Here is a 19,474-nt window from a genome sequence, read left to right as displayed (position 1 = left end):
GGGTCAGCCGGTGTTGCGCAGCCCCGCCGCGACACCGTTCACCGTGAGCAGCAGCGCCCGCGCCAGCAGCGGATCGGGGCTCTCGCCCGCCGCCGCCGCCCCGCGCTGACGGGCCAGCAGCGAGACCTGGAGGTAGGAGATCGGGTCCAGATAGGCGTCCCGGATCGCGAAGGTCTGCTGGAGCACCGGGTTGGAGTCCAGCAGCCGCTCCCCGCCGGTGATCCGCAGGACCTCGGCGACGGTGAGCGCGTGCTCCGCCTCGATCCCGGCGAAGACGTGCTTCAGCTCCTCGGGGACCAGGGTGTCCACATAGTGCCGGGCGATCCGCAGATCGGTCTTCGCCAGCGTCATCTCCACATTGGCGATGAAGTTGCGGAAGAAGTGCCAGTGCTCGTGCATCTCGTCGAGGACCGTGTCGAGCCCGGCCTCCCGCAGCGCCTTGAGCCCCGAGCCGACCCCGTACCACCCCGGCACGATCTGCCGGGACTGCGTCCAGCCGAAGACCCACGGAATGGCCCGCAGACCGTCCAGACCCGCGCCGCTGTCGGGGCGGCGCGAGGGGCGCGAGCCGAGGTGGAGATCGGCGAGCTGGTCGACGGGGGTGGAGGCGAAGAAGTACGCGGGCAGGTCCGGGTCGTCCACCAGACCCCGGTACGCCGCGTGGGCGGCGTCCGAGACGGTGTCCATCGCCGCGTCCCAGCGGGCGAGCGCCTCCGACGACTGGCGGGGCGCGGTGTGCAGGGCCGAGGCCTGGAGCGTGGCCGCGACCGTCAGCTCCAGGTTCTCCCTGGCCAGCGACGGGATCAGATACTTGTCGGAGATGACCTCGCCCTGCTCGGTCACCTTGATCTCGCCCTCCAGCGTGCCCCAGGGCTGCGCCAGGATCGCGTCGTGCGAGGGGCCGCCGCCGCGGCCGACGGTGCCGCCCCGGCCGTGGAAGAGCCGCAGCCGCACGCCGTGGCGGTGGGCCACGTCGCGCAGCCGGCGCTGGGCCCGGTGGATCTCCCACTGGGAGGTGGTGATGCCGCCGAACTTGGACGAGTCGGAGTAGCCGAGCATGACCTCCTGGACATCGCCCCGGAGCGAGACGAGCCGGCGGTACGAGGGGTCGGCGAGCATGCCCTCCAGGATCACATCGGCCGCGCGCAGTTCGTCCGTGGTCTCCAGGAGCGGGACGATGCCGATCTTCGCCCAGCCCGAGTGGAGGTCGATCAGACCGGCCTCGCGCGCCAGCACGGCCGCGGCGAAGACATCGTCCGCGCCCTGGCACATCGAGATGATGTACGACTCGATGACCTCGGGCCCGAAGCGCTCGAACGCCTCCTTGACCGTCTGGAAGACCCCGAGGGTCTTCTGTCCCGCCGCGTCCAGCGGCGCGGGCGACGGCGCGAGCGGCCGGCGCGAGCGCAGCTCCTTGGCGAGCAGCTTCTGCCGGTAGTCGCGCGGCATGTCCGCGTACCGCCAGGACTCCTCGCCGAGCCGGTCGAAGAGCTGGCCGAGGGCGTGGTGGTGGGCGTCCGCGTGCTCGCGCACATCCATGGTGGCGAGCTGGAGGCCGAAGGCCGCGAGGGTACGGATGGTCCGGTCCATGCGGCCGTCGGCGAGCAGCCCGCCCCGGTGCTCGCGCAGCGAGGTCTGGATCAGGGTGAGATCGGTGAGCAGCTCGGCGGTGCCGAGGTAGTCGCGGCCCGGCTCGTGCGGGGTGTTCCTGGCGAGGCGCTCGCGGGTGTTGACCAGCTTCTGCTGGATGCAGGTGGCCTTGAGCCGGTAGGGCTCCTCGGCGTTGAGCCGCTTGTAGCGGGGGCTGATCTCGGGGAGCCGCTCCAGATCGGTCTGGAGGGAGGTGAGGAGTTCCTCGGTGGCCCCGGTGTAGCGGATGGAGTTGGAGAGCTGTCCGCGCAGGGAGTCGATGATCTCCAGCGCGTCGGTGATGCCGTGCTCGTGCTGGAGGATCAGCACCTCGCGGGTGACCGCTGGGGTGACGTTGGGGTTGCCGTCGCGGTCGCCGCCGATCCAGGTGCCGAAGGTGAGCGGGCGGGTCCCGGCGGGCAGTTCGACGCCGACGCGCTCCAGCTCTGCGGCGAGGTCCTCCAGGACGTCGCCGACGGCGCCGGCGTGCAGCTCGTCGAGGTAGTAGATCGCGTTCCGGGCCTCGTCGGCGGGCTCGGGGCGGACCACCCGGAGTTCGTCGGTCTGCCAGATGAGGTCGATGTTCTCGGCGAGCCGCAGATCGCAGCGGCGCCGGTCGGCGGGGCTGGACGGGGCGTCGAGGAGGGCGGCGATCCGGCGGAGCTTGTTGAGGACCGAGCGCCGGGCGGCCTCGGTGGGGTGCGCGGTGAAGACGGGCCGGACGTTGAGGTTCCTGACGGTCTGGCGCAGATGCTCGGGGTCGGCGTCCTTGAGCCGGTCCGCCGTGCGGGCCAGCAGGCTGCCCTCGGCGGCGCGGCGCTCGCGCATCTCGTGGCCGCGGTGCACCTGCTCGGTGACGTTGGCGAGGTGGAAGTAGGTGGAGAAGGCGCGCACCAGCTTGGCGGCGGTCTCCAGATCGGTGTCGCCGAGCAGCTGGGCTGCGGCCTCACCGTCGCTGCGGGTCAGAGCTCGGACACGCTCGACGAGGTCGAGCAGTTCGGGGCCCTCCTGGCGGACGATGGTCTCGCCCAGGAGATCGCCCAGTCGGCGGATGTCGGCCCGGAGTTCGGCGCTGGCCGTCGGGGTCTGGTCGGCACTGCTCACAGGTGCGGCTCCTTGCAGTGTTTGAGCACGTCTGGAGGGGTACTGGAGGCTGCGGACCGCGCTGTCCGACGAGACCCAGGATAGGTGTCCCCCGTTCCGAGGTTATCCACAGGGCCTTGCCGTGGGGCCGCGCGCTGACATACTTACGTCGCCGTAGGTTACGCATGCGTAGCCTCTCGTGATCATCTCTCCCTCACCCCCCAGGGGACCTCACTATGACAACAAGCCCCGACCTGATGGACGGCGCCCCGGAGTCGGCCCCGGCCGGACTCCCCTCGGCGACACTCGGCGGGGACAGCAAGCGTTCGGTCGAGCAGATCGCGCTGCTGCTGTTCATCACGGTGCCCTTCCTCGCCCTGGCCGCGGCGGTTCCGCTGGCCTGGGGCCGGGGGGTCAGCTGGCTGGACCTCGGCCTGCTCGTGGCGATGTACTTCATCGGCTGCCACGGCATCACCATCGGCTTCCACCGGTACTTCACCCATGGTTCCTTCAAGGCGAAGCGCCCGCTGCGGATCGCGCTGGCCGTCGCGGGGTCGCTGGCGGTGGAGGGCCCCCTGGTGCGCTGGGTGGCCGATCACCGCAAGCACCACAAGTTCTCGGACGCGGAGGGCGACCCCCACTCGCCCTGGCGGTTCGGCGAGTCGCTGCCCGCGCTGATGAAGGGGCTCTGGTGGGCCCATATCGGCTGGCTGTTCGACGAGGAGCAGACCCCTCAGCACAAGTACGCCCCGGATCTGATCAAGGACCCGGCGCTGCGCCGGATCTCCCGCGACTTCGTGTGGTGGACGCTGGTGTCGCTGCTGATCCCGCCGCTGGTGGGCGGTCTGGTGACGATGTCGTGGTGGGGCGCGTTCACCGCGTTCTTCTGGGGCTCCCTGGTGCGGGTGGCCCTGCTGCACCATGTGACCTGGTCGATCAATTCCATCTGCCACGCGGTCGGCAGGCGCCCGTTCAAGTCGCGCGACCGCTCGGGCAATGTGTGGTGGCTCGCGGTGCTCTCGTGCGGTGAGTCCTGGCACAACCTCCACCACGCGGACCCGACGAGCGCGCGGCACGGTGTGCTGCGCGGCCAGGTGGACTCCAGCGCGCGGCTGATCCGCTGGTTCGAGCGGCTGGGCTGGGCGTACGACGTCCGCTGGCCCAGCGCTTCCCGGATCGATGCCCGCCGCACCGGTCCCGCCGCCGACACGGCATGATGGAGGACGTGGCGACCGACGGCAGCAGTGGTACGGAGAAGAACCGGTCCAGCCGGCGGACGCGCCGGGTGCGGATGACCGGCGCGGAGCGCCGCGAGCAGTTGCTGGACATCGGCCGGACCCTCTTCGCGGACAAGGGCTTCGAGGGCACGTCGGTGGAGGAGATCGCGGCGAAGGCCGGAGTCTCCAAGCCGGTGGTGTACGAGCACTTCGGCGGCAAGGAGGGGCTGTACGCGGTGGTGGTCGACCGCGAGATGCGCCAGTTGCTGGACATGGTGACGGGCGCGCTCACGGCGGGCCATCCGCGTGAGCTGCTGGAGCAGGCGGCCTTCGCCCTCCTGGACTACATCGAGCGGTACACGGACGGCTTCCGCATTCTGGTGCGGGACTCCCCCGTGGCCCAGTCCACGGGCACGTTCGCCTCGCTGATCAGCGATATCGCCACGCAGGTCGAGGACATCCTCGGGATGGAGTTCAAGAACCGGGGCTTCGACCAGAAGCTGGCGCCGCTGTACGCGCAGGCGCTGGTGGGGATGGTGGCGCTGACCGGCCAGTGGTGGCTGGACGCCCGCCGCCCGAAGAAGGCGGAGGTCGCGGCGCATCTGGTGAATCTGGCGTGGCACGGGCTGGACGGTCTGGAGCCGAGGCCCCGGCTGATAGGCCACCGCAAGAACTGAACCCGGCCCGGACGGCCCGGGTCCCGGGCGGACCCGGACCCGGACCCGGGCTCCGGTGGGCCGTCAGCCGGCCGTCGTCAGCCGGCGGTCGTCAGCCGGCCGTCGTCGTGCGGACGACGGCGAAGATCCGCCGGAAGGGGTAGACGGTGCCGTGCGGGCCGGCCGGATAGGCGGCCCGCAGCAGCGCGCCGTACTCCTCCAGGAACGCCGACAGGGCCGCCGGATCGCCGTCCAGGGCGGTGAGCACCGGCCGCAGGCTGGTCCCCTTGACCCAGTCCAGGACGGGGTCGTCGCCGGTGAGCAGCTGGAGATAGGTGGTCTCCCAGACATCCACCACGCGTCCCGGGCCGGTGAGCCGGCGCAGATACTCGGCCGGGTCCAGGGTGTGGGAGCGCCCCTGGTCGCCGCCGAGCCGGTCGCGCCAGCGCGGGGACGCGCAGACCTCGGTGAGCAGGGTGTGGCTGGGGGCGGCGAAGTTCCCCGGGACCTGGAAGGCGAAGGTGCCGCCGGGGGCGAGAGCGCCGATCCAGCGGTCGAAGGAGTCGGCGTGGCCGGGCACCCAGTGGAAGAGGGCGTTCGAGACGATCAGGCCGTACGGCTCGTCCGGGGTCCAGTGGGCGGCGTCCGCCGTCCGGAAGCCGAGGCTGCCGCCGCCCGGGGTGGGGCCCGCGTGCTCCTTCCCGGCGCGGGCGAGCATCTCCGGGGAGTTGTCGAAGCCGGTGATCACGGCCGTGGGCCAGCGCTCCGCGAGCAGCGCGGTGACATTGCCCGCGCCGCAGCCGAGGTCGGCGATCCGGGGGCCGCCGCCGTCCTCCCCGCGCGGCGGCGCGGGGACGCGGGCGAGGAGGTCGAGGAACGGGCGGGTGCGGTGGCCCGCGTGGCGCAGATACTGCCGGGGGTCCCAGACGGGTGAGTTCTCTGCGGAGAGCATGGGTGACGAGCCCCTTGCGGAGGGGACCCCGGAGTCTCCCGGCATCTCTGCGGGAACCCCGGCGGGCCCGGGCGGATACGGCACAGAAGCGGCGGAACCAGGTGTCCCGGCCCCTCTCCGGCCATCCTGGGGCAGGTCATATCTTGACGTCAAGAGACTTCATGTCGACAGACCCTCTACACTGATCGCCATGGAGGACGAGGTCGATCGACTGGTCGCAGCTTGGCGCCGCGAGCGCCCTGACCTCGACGTGGAACCGCTGGAGGTGCTCAGCCGCGTCTCCAGACTCGCCCGGCATCTGGACCGGGCCCGGCGGCTCGCCTTCTCCGAGCATCAGCTCGAACCCTGGGAGTTCGATGTGCTGACCTCGCTGCGCCGCGCCGGGGACCCGTATCAGCTCTCACCGGGACAACTGCTCACCCAGACGCTGGTCACCTCGGGCACCATGACCAACCGGATCGACCGGCTCGCCAAGAAGGGCCTGGTGGAGCGGCTGCCCGACCCCAGCGACCGGCGCGGGGTGCTGGTGCGGCTGACCGCCGAGGGCCGCGACCGCGCGGACCAGGCGCTGGCCGGTCTGCTGGAGCAGGAGCGGGCGATCCTCTCCGAGCTGTCCCGGGCCCAGCGGGCCGAGCTGGCCGCCCTGCTACGCCAGCTGACCGCCCCGTTCGACAACATTCCCGGTTAGCTCGGCCGGGCCGACACCCGCCCGTCTCGCGAGCGCCACCGCCGCGAGCGTGGAGTGCACCCCGAGCTTGCCCAGCACATTCTGCATATGGGTGCGGACGGTGTGCGGGGAGAGGAAGAGGCGCTCGGCGACCGCCTTGCGCCCCAGTCCCGCCACCATGCACCGGAGCACCTCCCGCTCGCGCGGGGTCAGCGACTCCACCAGCCGCTCGCTCTCCGTACGGTGCTTGCGCGCGGCGGTCAGCTCCCGCAGTACGCCGGTGAGCAGCGCGGGCGGCAGATGGGTCTCCTCCCGCAGCACCCCCCGGATCACGGCGAGCAGCCGCTGGAGCGAGCAGTCCTTGGCGACCCAGCCGGAGGCCCCCGCCTGGAGGGCGAGCGCGGCCCGGCGCGGATCGTCCTTCTCGGCGAGGACGACGGTATGGACCCCGGGGTGCCCGGAGCGCACCCCGGCGACCAGGGAGATCCCGTCGACGAGGCCGTCGTCGCCGTCGTCGGAGACGGCCCGGGCTATGGGCGCCCGGCCCCCCTGCCCCAGGCCGGTGCCGAGATCGGCGTCGACGAGCATGACGTCGAAGGCGCGGCTGTCGGCCGCGCCCCGCTCCAGACATCGGAGCGCGGCGGGACCACTGCCCGCCGCCGCGACGTCGACGTCGGGCTCGGCCGCGAGAGCGGCTGCGAGCGACTCGGCGAAGATTCGGTGGTCATCCACCACCAGGACCCGGATACGGACCACAGACACCCCCTGGCTCGGAGGGCGGACGGCGCGGGCACGCCGCCCGGGAGAGGGACACCTCACCGCCCGGCCGCCGCCGTGCTGTGACTGGTACCCCGCCCCGGGCGTCGTACCCGACGGTTCTCGCCCCCTGATCAACACCGGCCCCCACCGGCGCTGAGCATCAGAGTACGGGCGGGGGCCGGGAGGGGAAGGCTATTTGCAGAACTGATTGGCCGTGGTGTTCAGGGTGTGCCTGATGTTTCGTAATGGGACACAATTCGACCGGGATTCGCGGACCGCGTGCAGGTCGCACGGGTCCCGGTCATACGATCCGGCGCGCTCCCGGCGCCGCCACCGCACCGAAGATTTTCGGCCTGGGAAAACTCGCCTCCGCAAACGCCGACGCCACGGACTCGGCCACCGCGTCGCTCTCCGGGGCCTCGACGAGCACGATCGCCGACCCCCCGAAGCCACCGCCGGTCAGCCGGGCGCCGAGTGCCCCGGCGGTCAGCGCGGACTCCACCGCGAGGTCCAGCTCCGGGCAGGAGACCCGGAAGTCGTCGCGCAGGGAGGCATGGCCCTCGGTGAGGACCGGGCCGACCGCCCGGGCCTCCCCCGTCTCCAGCGCCGTCCGCACCCGCTCCACCCGCTCGTTCTCCGTGACCACATGCCGCACCAGCGCCCGCAGCCCCGGGTCCGCGAGCCGGCCCAGCGCCTCGGCGAGACCCGGATACGGAATGTCCCGCAGGGCCCGCACCCCCAGCTCCCGGGCCGCCGTCTCACAGCCCGCGCGGCGCCTGCCGTACTCCCCCGCGCTGTGCGCGTGCCTCACCCCGGTGTCGACCAGCAGCAGGGCGAGACCGTGCGCCGCGAGATCCAGCGGGATGTGCCGGTGGGAGAGGTTCCGGGTGTCCAGATACAGCGCATGCCCCTCGGTGCAGCACGCGGACGCCGTCTGGTCCATGATCCCGGTGGGCGCGCCCGCGTAGGCGTTCTCCGCGCGGCGGCAGAGCAGCGCCAGCTCCTGCCGCTCCAGGCCGAGACCGTACAGCTCGTCGAGGGCCAGCGCGGTCACCACCTCCAGCGCGGCCGAGGAGGAGAGCCCGGCGCCCGCCGGGAGCGTCGACTCGTAGCGCAGATCCGCGCCGCCGACGCGGTGGCCCGCCTCGCGCAGCGCCCAGAGGACCCCGGCCGGGTAGTCGGTCCAGCCGCGCGGGCCGTGCCCCGGCGCGAGTTCGCCGACCCGCAGCAGCACCGGACCGCCGGCGGCGTCCGCCGACACGAGCCGCAGCACCCCGTCGTCGCGCCGCTCCGCCGTCGCCACCACCGTCAGCGGCAGCGCGAAGGGCATCACCAGGCCGTCGTTGTAGTCGGTGTGCTCCCCGATCAGATTGACCCGGCCGGGCGCCGCCCACACGCCCCCGCTCATACGGACCGCGCCACGGAGCGCGCGGCGGACCGCTCCCGGGCGAACTCCCAGGCGTCCGTGACGATCCCGGTGAGCCCCGGGCGGGCGGGCCGCCAGCCGAGCCGCTCCCGGGCGACGGCGGACGAGGCCACCAGCACCGCCGGATCGCCGGGCCGGCGGGGGGCGAGCGACTGCGGCACGGGGTGCCCGGTGATGTGCCGGACCGCCTCGATGACCTCCCGCACCGAGAAGCCGTCGCCGTTGCCGAGATTGCAGATCAGATGCTCGCCCTCGGCCGCCGCCGCCAGGGCCAGCAGATGGGCCTCGGCGAGGTCGGCGACATGGATGTAGTCGCGGACGCAGGTGCCGTCGGGCGTGGGGTAGTCGTCCCCGTACACCGAGATCGACGCGCGGCGGCCGAGCGCGACCTCCAGGAGCAGCGGGATGAGATGGGTCTCGGGGTCGTGGCGCTCGCCCTGGCCGCCGTAGGCCCCCGCGACGTTGAAGTACCGCAGGGAGACCGCCGCGAGGCCGTGGGCCGCCGCCTCGCCGGTGATCATATGGTCGACGGCGAGCTTGGACGCGCCATAGGGACTGGTGGGGGCGGCCGGGTCGGACTCGGTGACGGGGGTACGGGCCGGTTCGCCGTAGGCGGCGGCCGTGGAGGAGAAGACCAGCCGGCGGACCCCGGCGGTCCGCATGGCCGCGAGCAGCGCCATCGTGCCGCCCGCGTTGTTGTCCCAGTATTTCTCCGGCTTCGCCACGGACTCGCCGACCTGGGAGTACGCGGCGAAGTGGAGCACCGCGTCATATCCGGGTTCGAGCCATTGCGCGGCGTCGCGGATATCGCCCTCGATGAACTCAGCGCCCGGCGGCACGGAATCCCGGAATCCCGTGGAGAGATTGTCCAGGACCACCACCCGGTGGCCGGCCTCCAGCAGATGGCGCGCCACCACCCCGCCGATGTATCCGGCGCCGCCCGTCACCAGGTACTTGTTCATTCGCTCGCTGCCTCTCGCAGTCGTCGGGCCGCGGCCTCCGGCGGCACATCGTTGATGAACACGCTCATACCGGACTCGGAACCGGCGAGAAACTTGAGCTTGCCGGGAGTACGGCGAATGGTGAAAAGCTCAAGATGGAGCGCGAAATCGTCGCGGCCCGCCGCCCGGAAGGGGGCCTGGTGCCAGGCGGAGACATACGGGGTGGGCGGCTCGGCCTCCCCGAAGACACGGTCGAACCGCTTCAGCAGCTCCAGATAGACCCGGGGGAACTCGGCCCGCGCGGCGGCGTCGAGGCCGCGCAGATCGGGCACCCGCCGGCGGGGGTGGAGATGGATCTCGTAGGGCCAGTGGGCGGCGTACGGGACGAAGGCCACCCAGTGGCCGGTGGCGAGCACCACCCGCTCGCCGCCGGCCAGCTCGGCCGCGACGACCTCGTCGAAGAGGTTGCCGCCGGTGCGCTCGCGGTGGGCGGCGGCCGAGCGCAGCATCAGCGCGGTGCGCGGGGTGACGAAGGGGTACGCGTAGATCTGCCCGTGCGGATGGCCGAGGGTGACGCCGATCTCGGCGCCCCGGTTCTCGAAGCAGAACACCTGCTCGACCTGGGGCAGCCCGGCGAGTTCGGCGGTGCGGTCGGTCCAGGCGGCGAGGACCAGTTGGGCCTGCTCCTCGCCGAGGTCGGCGAAGGAGGCGTGGTGGTCGGAGGTGAAGCAGACGACCTCGCAGCGGCCGGAGTCCCCGGCGAGGGAGGGGAAGCGGTTCTCGAAGACGACCACGTCGTAGTCGTCGGCCGGGATCTCGCTGAGGCGCCCGTCACGCGACGGACAGAGCGGGCACTCACCGGCCGGCGGCTGGTAGGTGCGGTTCTGCCGGTGGGCGGCGATGGCGACGGTGTCCCCGAGGAGGGGGTCGCGGCGCAGCTCGGGGGTGGGGGGGAGGGGGTCGAGGGGGCGCAGGTCGACGGCGTCGCGGACGGTGTCGTCGCGGGAGTCGTAGTAGAGGAGTTCGCGGCCGTCGGCGAGCCGGGTGGATGTCTTCTTCATGGTGATGCTCCCTCGACCGCATCAAACATAAGCGCACACACCAAAACACAAGCCAACAGGGAGCGTCAATGGGAGGGGGTGGGGCGCGGTGGATGGCATTCCGTTGCATATGTACCGGAAATTTCTCGCGAAGCCTGCGAGAACCGCCAGGGCGGGAGGATTCGCCCTCCGGGGGGGTGGGGGGGGTGGGGTTGGGGGCCGGGCCCCGGATGGTGCGGGGTCCCGTGGCGCGGGGTCCGTCCTCAAGCGCCGGACGGGCTGAATCTCGCGGGATGCGGGGTCCCCCTGGCACAGGGTCGTCCGTCCTCAAGCGCCGGACGGGCTGAGTTTGCCCAGGTCGCTCGTGGCGCGGGGGTTGTCCTCAAACTCCCCCAGAGCTGCCACTGGGAGGTGCCCGCAGACGGGCTGAGATGCATCAGCCCCCCGACGGCTGACCCGCACCACCCCAGCCTCTCCAGCGAGCTGATGCACGAAAACCAGCCCCTCCGGCTGATTGAGGCAGCACACCCCAGCCCCTCCGGCGATTGAGGAGCGGGGGTTCGGGGGCTGGCCCCCGACCGTGGCCCGCAGGATGCGGGAACCTGTGGACCAGGGTCCGTCCTCAAACGCCGGACGGGCTGAGATCGCCCGGGTCACCCGTGGCGCGGGAGCCGTCCTCAAGCGCCGGACGGGCTGGGGTTTCCCGGGCGGGCTGAGAATGCTCGGGCCGCCCGTCAGGCGCGGGGGCCGGGCTCAGGCTTCCCGGACAGGGCGGGACCGCCCGGGTCAACCGTGCGCGGGGGTTGACCTCAGGCCCCGCCGGAAACCCGGGCACAACCAGCCCCGCCGGCGATTGAGGCGCGAGGGGCTAGTGGGGGGAGAGGGCCGCGCGGTCCAGGAGGCCGGTGCGGGCCGCCAGGGCGGCGGCCTCCAGACGGGACCCCACCCCCAGCTTCATCAGCACCCGCTGCACATGCGTCCGCGCCGTACTCGGCGCAATCCCCATCCCCGCCGCGATCAACCGCGTATCCTCCCCCTCCGCCACCCTCACCAGCACCTCCACCTCCCGAGGCGTCAGCAGCTGCAACAGCCTCTGCCCCTCGTCATCCGGCTGCGCCACCGGATTGAGCAGCTCCGCGAACGCCCCCTGAAGGAGGGCGGGGGCCACCACCGCCTCGCCCGCCCGCGCCTTCATCATCGCCCGCTCCACCCCCTCGATGCGCTCGTCATGGCGCACATACCCGGACGCGCCGGCCGCGAAGGCCGCGGCGATCCCCCGGGGGCTCGGCACCGGTCCCAGCACCACCACGGCCACCTGGGGCCGCTCCCGCTTGATCTTCACCACCGGGTCGAAGGTCCCCGGCTCCGCCGGAGTCGCCGTGCCGAGCAGACACACCTCGGGCGCCCTGCTGACCACCAGATCGGCCGCACCGGCCGCCGGTGCCGCCGCGGCGAGCACCCGGTGCCCCCGCAGCTTCAGCGCCGAGGCGAGCGCCTCGGCGAGAAGTCGGTGGTCATCGACCACCATGAGCCGCACGCCCATCGAGCAACCCCCATCCCCCCGCCGCTGATGCAACCCGGCCTTGCCCCGGCAAGCTACACGCTTGTTCGAACGAGCGCGTCAGAAACTTGACAGAAGTCCCTCAGAATGCCCAATTGTTGGTTGGACAGGGCTCCTTATGACCACGTCATGACCAACACATGACCTTGGCCCGGCATTTCGAGACCTCCGAAATGCCGGGCCAAGGCGGGTAACGACGTAATTCACCCGGTTCTGAAGCCCACCACCAGATGCTGATCGCTGACCGTGGTCCTGCTCATCAGCGAACCGCTCAGAAAGAGCCGCCCGTTCTCGAAATCGATCTCGTCGCTGTCCAGTGTGAAGCCGATCTCCTGATCGCGCGACGAACGCTCATCCGAATTCTTCATCAGCACGGTCTGCTCGAAGGTGGCCCCGTCGATGCTCACGACCTGCCCGCCGCTGTCGGGAGCCGGTGTCCTGTACGCGATCAGGTTCCCGCCGTCCATCCGCACCGGCATCAGCAGATGCCGGGCGCCCGCGTCCGCGCGGTCGCTGGTCGGCTTCCCGGTGGCCAGATCGAAGGAGACGATCTCATTGGTGTCGGCGAATCCCGAGGAACTCTCCCGCGCGGCCGTCGGGAGATACACCCGGCCATTGCCGACGGCCATTTTCTTGCAGCTCTCCACCTCGGTCGCCCGGCACCGGGCCTCATAGGCGTCACCGGTGGCCGGAATCCTGGCCCGCAGCGCTCCCTTGCCGTCCAGCGAGAACAGGTCCGAGAATCCGGACACCCCCGCGGTGTCGCCCACATCGGCGGCCACCACCAGCGGGCTGCTGGACACCACGTTCGCGTACTCCACCGTCTCCGGCATCCGGTACGAGAACAGGGGCGCGCCGTCCTTGGGGTTCAGCGCCTGGATGACGGTCCTCGAACTGCCCACCGGACCGCACCGGCGGACCGCGACCAGGGCGGGACCGCCGCCGTACCCCCGGTCGTAGCACTCGCCGGCGTCGGCTCCGGGCTTCCAGAGGACCTTGCCGCTGCCGAGGTCGAAGGCGGCGCCGCCCTCCAGACCGCCGGCGGCGACCGTGGTGCCGCTCTGTGTGATCTCGGCGAACTTCACCTTCGCGTCCCCGCTCCTGGCACCGGTGACGGAGGCGCGCCACAACAGCTTCCCGCTGCCGAGGTCGACGACGCCGACCTCGGTGCAGGGCTGGAAGAAACGGGGCGCGGTGCGCTTGGCGGCCTCGAAGACGATCGCGGCCTTCCCGTCCTCGGACTGGTGCGCGGAGGAGGCACAGACCTGGCCCGGGAGCTTGAGCGTCCACGCGGTGGCGCCGCTGTCGGCGTCGAAGCCGACGACGGAGTTGATGCCGGGCTTGACGAACGTCTTCCCGGAGATCCAGGAGCCCTTGATGAAGGTGATGTCCTCGACCTTGGGCTCGGGGTGGGCGAAGGCGGTCCGGGAGGCGGTGTCCGCGGGCACCTTCTCGGTGCCGGGACCGTCGGGCGCGCCGCCTCCCTTCTTCCCCTCCTGCTCCCCCTTCCGCTCCTTGCCGCCGCTCGCGCTGCTGCCGGTGCCGTCCCGGGTGCCGCCGTCCCCCCGCGAGGCGGCGAACCAGACACCGGAGCCGACGATCAGCACCACGGCGACGGCCGCCGCGATGATGATCCGTGCCTGGATGCCGAGCTTCTTCCCCGGCCCGGGGACCGGGGTCGGATGGCCGTAGCCGTACGGCATCTGCGGGGGCGGTCCGTACCCCTGCGGCGGCGGGGGGACGGGGGCGCCGAACCCGCCGGGGGGCGGGTCCTGGGGCGGCCCGAAGCCGCCGCCCTGCGGGGGCTGGTGGGGCGGCGGGGGCGGGGGCGGCTGCGTCATGGTGTCGCGCACCTCTGCGGGGACTCGGCCCGGGGAACCGGGCGAAGGGACGGGGACGGGGACGGGACCGGGGCCGGAGGCCGGGCTGCGCTCACCTGGTGAACGCCATCATCGTCTTCGTCTCCTTCTCCTCCGCGTCGTTGCGGGCGCTGACCCGGCCGCTGGCGATGAAGAACCGCCCGCCGTCGTAGACCATGCGCGAGGAGTAGAAGGTGCTCTCCGCCTGGGCGGTGGCGTCCTGGAACTTCAGCAGGGTCCTCGGCGCACCGCCGGAGGGCGCGATGGTGGCGAGCACTCCGCCCTTGTCCCAGGTCGGCTCGCGGTAGGCGAGGACGTCGCCGCCCTCCATGCGCAGCGGCATGATGGTGCTGTCACCGCCGGACGGGGTGCGCCACTTGGCCCTGCCGCTGCCGAGGTCGAAGGCGACGACCTCGTTGGCGCCGCCGGGCTTGGCGGACTGGGTGGCCATGTAGAAGGTGTTCCGGTCGGCGGCCACCCCGATGCAGCCCTCCAGGTTCTCCCCCATCACGACGAACGAGCCGCCGCAGCGGGGCTGGAACCTGTCCTTGCCGCCCTGGATGCGGGAGCGCTCGGTGCCGTCCGCGTTGAGCGCGATGACACCCCACTTCTTCTCCCGGGACTGCTTCATCGAGACGACGATCGGATCGGCCGAGAAGACCTTCTCGACCTCCCAGCCCTCCGGCGCGCTGTAGGTCCACTTGGCCCTGCCGGTGGTGGGGTCGATCTCCTGGAGCTGCTGCCTGGGCTTGTTCCAGTCCTTGGTGGGGCAGCCGGCGGCGGCGAGCAGCCGGGGGCCGCCGGCGAAGGCGAAGGGCTTGCAGCCGGTGGCCGGGCCCTTGAAGAGCTCCTTGCCGTCGGCCATCGAGATGCCGTAGGAGTTGCCGAGGCCGGCCGCGCCCAGGGTGTCGCCGCTGATGGTGAGCGTGAAGTCGGTGAGGGAGTTGAAGCCGGAGCCGGTGCGCAGGGTCTTCTTCCACCCCGCCTTGCCGGTCTTGAGGTCGATCATCCGGAGATCGAGGCACTCGGCCTTCTCCGTGTGGCCGTCCTTGACCCCGACGACGATCTTTCCGTCGTCGCTGGGCCGGAGGGTGGCCGAGCAGACCTCGGTGGAGACCGGGATGGTCCACTTCTTGCTGCCGTCCTCGGCGGAGTAGCCGACGATCTGCTTGTACATGGCCCGGACGACGGTGCCGTCCACGACCCAGGGGCCGAAGGCGTCGACGCCGTTGCGCGGGAGATCCACGTCGTTGGTGGTGACGAAGGATATCTTCGCCTCGCCGTCCTTGCGCCCGGCGTTCAGCTCGCCGTCCGCGCCGCCGGGGCGGGTGTCCTCGCCGGTGTCCGTGCCGCTGTCCGTCCCGCCGGTGGCGCCGCCGGCGTCCGGGGAGCCGGCCGGGTCACGGTCGCCGTTCTTGGCGACGTCCTTCTTCTTGCCGGAGGCGCCGTCGCCGCTGAGCGCGAGATAGGTCCCGCCGCCGACGACGAGCAGACCGGCGACGGCGACGGCGATGACCACGCCCCGCTTCCCCCGGAAGAAGCCGCCGCCCCCGCCGCCGCCGGGCGGGACCGGCGGACCGGGGTACTGATGGGCGGACTGGGCCCGGACCTGGTCCTGCCCCGGGTAGCCGCCGTACACCTGCTGCTGCCCGTACGGGCCCGGGGCCTGCTGCCCGTACGGCTGGGGCGGCTGGGGCTGCCCGTACGGCCCCGGCTGCTGCTGTCCGTACGGCGGCTGCGGCGCCTGCTGCCCGTACGGCTGGGGTGCCTGCGGCTGCCCGTACGGCCCCGGCTGCGACTGTCCGTACGGAGGCTGCGGCGCCTGCTGCCCGTACGGGCCGGGCTGCCCGTACGGGCCGGGCTGCCCGTAGGGTCCCGGCTGCTGCGGGAATCCGTATCCCGGCGCCCCGGCGGGCCCCGGGGCGCCCGGCGGCGGGCCCTGCGGGGGCGGGGGCGGCGCCGGGGGTATCCCCTGCCCGGACGCGTCCCGCGGCGGATACGGCTGCCGGGGATCGGACGGCGGGCCCGGCGGGGAATCCGGCTGTTGGTCCCGGGGAGCCCCGAAGCCTCCCGGCGGTTGCTGGCTGGGCGGCTGAGACATCAGCGCGTCCCCTTTCCTACGGGCCGCTGTCCGAACCGGCCTCCCCCGCGTGTCCGGTGGGCGCGTCGGCGTCTCTGCCGTGACCCGGACTGGAGCGTTTTCGGACAGCGATCCCGCGTGCTGCACGACACTGAGCGGGGCTTCTTTGTATCACTCGGATCAGTTACGGCCATGGGCCGGTCCATCCCTGTGCCCAAGGGGGAACCGGCCCGTCATGCCTCCGTGACAAGACCTCCGGGGAGTGCCTAGGACTCCTCGGCCAGCTCCAGCCAGCGCATCTCCAGCTCCTCGCGCTCCGCGACCAGCCCGCGCAGCTCGGTGTCCAGCTCCGCGACCTTCTCGAAGTCCGTGGCGTTCTCGGCGATCCGGTCGTGGAGCCTGGTCTCGTTCCCCGCGAGCTTGTCGAGCCGGCGCTCGATGCGGGACAGCTCCTTCTGGGCGGCGCGGGCCTCCCCGGCGGACTTGGCCCGGTCGGCCGGCCTGGCCGGGGCGGCGGGGGTCGCGGCGTCGATCATCGCGCGGCGGCGTTCCAGGTACTCGTCGATGCCGCGCGGGAGCATCCGGAGCGTGGCGTCGCCGAGGAGGGCGAAGGTGCGGTCCGTGGTGCGCTCGATGAAGAACCGGTCGTGGGAGATCACGACCATGGAGCCGGGCCAGCCGTCGAGGAGGTCCTCCAGCTGGGTCAGGGTCTCGATGTCCAGGTCGTTGGTGGGCTCGTCGAGGAAGAGGACATTGGGCTCGTCCATCAGCAGGCGCAGGATCTGGAGCCGGCGGCGCTCACCGCCGGAGAGGTCGGAGAGCGGAGTCCACTGCTTCTCCTTGCCGAAGCCGAACTGCTCGCAGAGCTGGCCCGCGGTCATCTCCCGGCCCTTGCCGAGGTCGACCCGGTCGCGGACCTGCTGGACGGCCTCCAGCACGCGGAGGCTGCCGGACAGCTCCGTCACGTCCTGGGAGAGATAGGCCAGCCGGACCGTCTTGCCGACGGTGATCCGGCCGGCCGCGGGCTGAGTCTCACCGGCGGTGCGGGCCGCGTCGGCGAGGGCGCGGAGCAGCGAGGTCTTGCCCGCGCCGTTGACGCCCACCAGGCCGATGCGGTCGCCGGGGCCGAGCTGCCAGGTCAGATGCTTCAGCAGCACCTTGGGGCCGGCCTGGACCGTCACGTCCTCGGTGTCGAAGACGGTCTTGCCGAGGCGGGCGTTGGCGAACTTCATCAGCTCGCTGGTGTCGCGCGGCGGCGGCACATCGGCGATCAGCTCATTGGCCGCCTCGATGCGGTAGCGCGGCTTGGAGGTGCGCGCGGGGGCGCCGCGGCGCAGCCAGGCCAGCTCCTTGCGCATCAGGTTCTGCCGCTTGGACTCCTCGGTGGCGGCGATGCGCTCCCGCTCGGCGCGGGCGAAGACATAGTCGCTGTAGCCGCCCTCGTACTCGTAGACAGCGCCGCGCTGGACGTCCCACATGCGGGTGCAGACCTGGTCCAGGAACCAGCGGTCGTGGGTGACGCAGACGAGCGCGGAGCGGCGGGCCCGCAGATGCTCGGCGAGCCAGGCGATGCCCTCGACGTCCAGGTGGTTGGTGGGCTCGTCCAGAACGATCAGGTCCTGCTCGGAGATGAGCAGCTTGGCGAGGGCGATCCGGCGGCGCTCACCGCCGGAGAGCGGCGCGATCACGGTGTCCAGGCCCTGGGGGAAGCCGGGGAGGTCCAGACCGCCGAAGAGGCCGGTGAGGACATCCCTGATCTTCGCGTTCCCCGCCCACTCGTGGTCGGCGAGATCGCCGATCACCTCATGGCGCACGGTGGCCGCGGGGTCGAGGGAGTCGTGCTGGGTGAGCACTCCGAGCCGGAGCCCGCCGCTCTGGGTGACCCGGCCGGTGTCGGGGTCCTCCAGCTTCGCCAGCAGCCGGATCAGGGTGGTCTTCCCGTCGCCGTTGCGCCCCACGACGCCGATGCGGTCCCCTTCGGAGACGCCGAGGGACACACCGTCGAGCAGCGCACGGGTCCCGTACACCTTGGTGACTGCCTCGACATTGACCAGATTGACGGCCATTTTTCTCCTGCTCCGGGGGTTCGCGGTCCGATGCCCAGAGTACGGCGGTGGCGCGACCCGCAGATCCGCCTGTGGACAACGGCCGCGCGACCGGGCACGGAACGGAATCATCCGCGCACCCGGGGTGATGGCGGCGGCGGGGCCGGCGCCCGGCGCGCTCCACGAGCGGCCAGCCGCCGAGGGCCGTCGCCACGGCGGCGGGGGCGGTGACCGGCACCGCTGTCAGGGTCGCCGAGCGGCCCTCCAGCAGACCGCCGGGACCGGCCGCCGACGGGCCCAGCAGACCCAGCGGACAGAGGGTGGCCCCGAGCGCCGCGAGGGCGGAGCGGGACCCCCGGCCGTTGTCATACCCCTCGGTTACGTTGGTGACCATGAGCACCGACAGCGCCCAGGGCCCCGCGAGCTACTTCCCCGCCATCGAGAAGAAGTACGGCCGCCCCATAGCCGAGTGGCAGGAGCTGATCTCCTCCTCGCCCCTGAGCAGGCACATGGAGCTGGTCACCTGGCTGAAGACCGAGCACGGCATGGGCCATGGCCACGCCAACGCCCTGGTCGCGCACACCCTCAGGGAGAACACGGGGAGGTGAGCCCGGTGCTGTTCCGGCCCGATCCGGGAGAAACTCCCTACTCCCCGTGGCCGGTCGCGGCGATGGTGACGCCGAGGCCGATCATGGTGACTCCGCCGACCCCTCCCACCAGGGAGAGCCGGCGCGGGGAGCGGGCGAACCAGGTGCGGGCGGTGGCAGCGGCGAGACCCCAGACGCTGTCGCAGGCCACCGCGATGGCGTTGAAGACCAGGCCGAGCACCAGCATCTGGACCACCACGTTGCCCGCGCCGCGGTCGACGAACTGCGGGAGCACGGCGGCGAAGAACACTATGGTCTTGGGGTTGGCGACACCGACCGCGAAGCCCTCCCAGAGGGTGCGCATCCCGCCGCGCGGGGGGTTGTCGCCGTTGAAGGAGTCGTGCAGCGCGCCGCGTTGGCGGTACGCCTTGACCCCCAGGTAGACCAGATACGCGGCGCCCACCAGCTTCAGCATCGTGAAGACGAGCACCGAGCGCTCCACGATCGCGCCGACGCCGAGTGCCACCGCCACGACCAGCACATAGGCGCCGAGGGTGTTCCCCACGACCGTGGTGAGGGCCGCCCGGCGGCCCTGCGCCAGCGCCCGGCCCACCACGAAGAGAACGCTGGGGCCGGGGATCACGATCAGCAGGAACGACATGGCCGAGAAGGCGAGTAACCGGTCAGTGGACACCATGAAGCCCATCGTAACCACGGGGACCTGCCGCACCGGTTATCACTCAGGGACGCCCGGGCACGGCCCGAGCGCGCCCCGGACCGCGCGGACCCGCGCCCCGACCGCGACGGCAGCCCCGATAACCCCGGCAGCCCCGGCAGCCCCGGCAGCCGCCCGGTCCAGGTCGTCTCTTTCGGATCTTGCCGGGCTCGCGAGCCCCGGCACCGCGCCTCGCCGCGTTGTCGTCGGTCGCCGACGCTCCGCGTGGGCTCCCTCCTCCGCCTCGCGATCCACGG

At 72.1% G+C, this 19,474-nt stretch carries 15 protein-coding genes; 4 read left to right on the top strand and 11 right to left on the bottom strand.

What is annotated here, in order from left to right; all coding sequences use genetic code 11:
- Positions 1-3: 3 nt before the first annotated feature.
- Positions 4-2,733, bottom strand: a complete 2,730-nt coding sequence (gene ppc, locus ACWCRA_RS25015; RefSeq protein WP_351557918.1) for a phosphoenolpyruvate carboxylase — start codon at positions 2,731-2,733, stop codon at positions 4-6.
- Positions 2,734-2,948: 215 nt separating this feature from the next.
- On the opposite strand from ppc, the gene ACWCRA_RS25010 reads away from it, so the two are divergent.
- Positions 2,949-3,929, top strand: a complete 981-nt coding sequence (locus ACWCRA_RS25010) for an acyl-CoA desaturase (RefSeq protein WP_351557916.1) — start codon at positions 2,949-2,951, stop codon at positions 3,927-3,929.
- Positions 3,929-4,606 carry a TetR/AcrR family transcriptional regulator gene (locus ACWCRA_RS25005; protein WP_351557937.1) on the top strand — a complete coding sequence of 226 codons (678 nt, stop codon included), beginning with the start codon at positions 3,929-3,931 and terminating at the stop codon, positions 4,604-4,606. The genes ACWCRA_RS25010 and ACWCRA_RS25005 overlap by 1 nt, the downstream gene beginning before the upstream one ends.
- A 91-nt stretch (positions 4,607-4,697) precedes the next feature.
- Here ACWCRA_RS25005 and ACWCRA_RS25000 read toward each other — a convergent pair whose 3' ends face one another.
- Positions 4,698-5,537 (bottom strand): trans-aconitate 2-methyltransferase, encoded by an 840-nt coding sequence (locus ACWCRA_RS25000; RefSeq protein WP_351557915.1) that lies wholly within the window; start codon positions 5,535-5,537, stop codon positions 4,698-4,700.
- A gap of 190 nt (positions 5,538-5,727) precedes the next feature.
- Here ACWCRA_RS25000 and tamR point away from each other — a divergent pair, with 190 nt between their 5' ends.
- A complete protein-coding gene (tamR, locus tag ACWCRA_RS24995; RefSeq protein ID WP_351557913.1) occupies positions 5,728-6,225 on the top strand; it encodes a MarR family transcriptional regulator TamR in 498 nt (165 codons plus the stop codon).
- Here the strand turns inward: tamR and ACWCRA_RS24990 are convergent.
- The 8 genes from ACWCRA_RS24990 to ACWCRA_RS24955 all read right to left on the bottom strand — a co-directional run bounded on the left by ACWCRA_RS24990 (position 6,184) and on the right by ACWCRA_RS24955 (position 17,936).
- Positions 6,184-6,960 carry a response regulator transcription factor gene (locus ACWCRA_RS24990; RefSeq protein ID WP_351557912.1) on the bottom strand — a complete coding sequence of 259 codons (777 nt, stop codon included), beginning with the start codon at positions 6,958-6,960 and terminating at the stop codon, positions 6,184-6,186. The two genes, tamR and ACWCRA_RS24990, sit on opposite strands and share 42 nt — an antisense overlap.
- Positions 6,961-7,264: 304 nt before the next feature.
- Entirely contained in the window at positions 7,265-8,371 is a 1,107-nt protein-coding gene (gene galK, locus ACWCRA_RS24985) for a galactokinase (RefSeq protein ID WP_351557910.1), read from the bottom strand.
- Complete coding sequence (gene galE, locus ACWCRA_RS24980) at positions 8,368-9,351, bottom strand: UDP-glucose 4-epimerase GalE (protein WP_351557908.1); 984 nt, start codon at positions 9,349-9,351, stop codon at positions 8,368-8,370. Before galE ends, galK begins: the two co-directional genes overlap by 4 nt.
- Positions 9,348-10,391, bottom strand: a complete 1,044-nt coding sequence (gene galT, locus ACWCRA_RS24975; protein WP_351557906.1) for a galactose-1-phosphate uridylyltransferase — start codon at positions 10,389-10,391, stop codon at positions 9,348-9,350. The genes galE and galT overlap by 4 nt, the downstream gene beginning before the upstream one ends.
- A gap of 847 nt (positions 10,392-11,238) precedes the next feature.
- Positions 11,239-11,913 (bottom strand): helix-turn-helix transcriptional regulator, encoded by a 675-nt coding sequence (locus ACWCRA_RS24970; protein WP_351557904.1) that lies wholly within the window; start codon positions 11,911-11,913, stop codon positions 11,239-11,241.
- Positions 11,914-12,134: 221 nt separating this feature from the next.
- On the bottom strand, positions 12,135-13,772 hold the full coding sequence (locus ACWCRA_RS24965) for an outer membrane protein assembly factor BamB family protein (RefSeq protein ID WP_351557903.1): 1,638 nt from the start codon (positions 13,770-13,772) through the stop codon (positions 12,135-12,137).
- A 91-nt stretch (positions 13,773-13,863) separates the two neighbouring features.
- Positions 13,864-15,891, bottom strand: coding sequence for an outer membrane protein assembly factor BamB family protein (locus ACWCRA_RS24960; protein ID WP_451068654.1), 2,028 nt, complete (start codon positions 15,889-15,891; stop codon positions 13,864-13,866).
- A 245-nt stretch (positions 15,892-16,136) separates the two neighbouring features.
- Positions 16,137-17,936 carry an ABC-F family ATP-binding cassette domain-containing protein gene (locus ACWCRA_RS24955; RefSeq protein WP_351557899.1) on the bottom strand — a complete coding sequence of 600 codons (1,800 nt, stop codon included), beginning with the start codon at positions 17,934-17,936 and terminating at the stop codon, positions 16,137-16,139.
- Between the two features lie 371 nt (positions 17,937-18,307).
- Here ACWCRA_RS24955 and ACWCRA_RS24950 point away from each other — a divergent pair, with 371 nt between their 5' ends.
- A complete protein-coding gene (locus ACWCRA_RS24950) occupies positions 18,308-18,523 on the top strand; it encodes a DUF4287 domain-containing protein (RefSeq protein ID WP_451068653.1) in 216 nt (71 codons plus the stop codon).
- 37 nt (positions 18,524-18,560) lie between these two features.
- On the opposite strand, the gene ACWCRA_RS24945 is transcribed toward ACWCRA_RS24950, so the two are convergent.
- The gene (locus ACWCRA_RS24945) at positions 18,561-19,199 is read right to left on the bottom strand and encodes a LysE family translocator (protein WP_451068652.1); all 639 of its coding nucleotides are present in this window, start codon (positions 19,197-19,199) and stop codon (positions 18,561-18,563) included.
- Positions 19,200-19,474: the final 275 nt, after the last annotated feature.

It is taken from the genome of Streptomyces sp. NPDC001889 (genome assembly GCF_053594535.1).
Note: the sequence above shows the minus strand (reverse complement) of the source record. Positions and strands in the feature narration are given on the sequence as shown.

Excerpts from the sequence above, each read along its gene's own strand:
- tamR (WP_351557913.1), top strand. The coding sequence starts at position 5,728 with ATGGAGGACGAGGTCGATCGACTGGTCGCAGCTTGGCGCCGCGAGCGC.
- ACWCRA_RS24945 (WP_451068652.1), bottom strand. The coding sequence starts at position 19,199 with ATGGTGTCCACTGACCGGTTACTCGCCTTCTCGGCCATGTCGTTCCTG.
- ACWCRA_RS25010 (WP_351557916.1), top strand. The coding sequence starts at position 2,949 with ATGACAACAAGCCCCGACCTGATGGACGGCGCCCCGGAGTCGGCCCCG.
- ACWCRA_RS24965 (WP_351557903.1), bottom strand. The coding sequence starts at position 13,772 with ATGACGCAGCCGCCCCCGCCCCCGCCGCCCCACCAGCCCCCGCAGGGC.
- ACWCRA_RS25000 (WP_351557915.1), bottom strand. The coding sequence starts at position 5,537 with ATGCTCTCCGCAGAGAACTCACCCGTCTGGGACCCCCGGCAGTATCTG.
- galE (WP_351557908.1), bottom strand. The coding sequence starts at position 9,351 with ATGAACAAGTACCTGGTGACGGGCGGCGCCGGATACATCGGCGGGGTG.
- ACWCRA_RS24955 (WP_351557899.1), bottom strand. The coding sequence starts at position 17,936 with ATGGCCGTCAATCTGGTCAATGTCGAGGCAGTCACCAAGGTGTACGGG.
- galT (WP_351557906.1), bottom strand. The coding sequence starts at position 10,391 with ATGAAGAAGACATCCACCCGGCTCGCCGACGGCCGCGAACTCCTCTAC.
- galK (WP_351557910.1), bottom strand. The coding sequence starts at position 8,371 with ATGAGCGGGGGCGTGTGGGCGGCGCCCGGCCGGGTCAATCTGATCGGG.
- ACWCRA_RS25005 (WP_351557937.1), top strand. The coding sequence starts at position 3,929 with ATGGAGGACGTGGCGACCGACGGCAGCAGTGGTACGGAGAAGAACCGG.
- ACWCRA_RS24960 (WP_451068654.1), bottom strand. The coding sequence starts at position 15,891 with ATGTCTCAGCCGCCCAGCCAGCAACCGCCGGGAGGCTTCGGGGCTCCC.
- ACWCRA_RS24970 (WP_351557904.1), bottom strand. The coding sequence starts at position 11,913 with ATGGGCGTGCGGCTCATGGTGGTCGATGACCACCGACTTCTCGCCGAG.
- ACWCRA_RS24950 (WP_451068653.1), top strand. The coding sequence starts at position 18,308 with ATGAGCACCGACAGCGCCCAGGGCCCCGCGAGCTACTTCCCCGCCATC.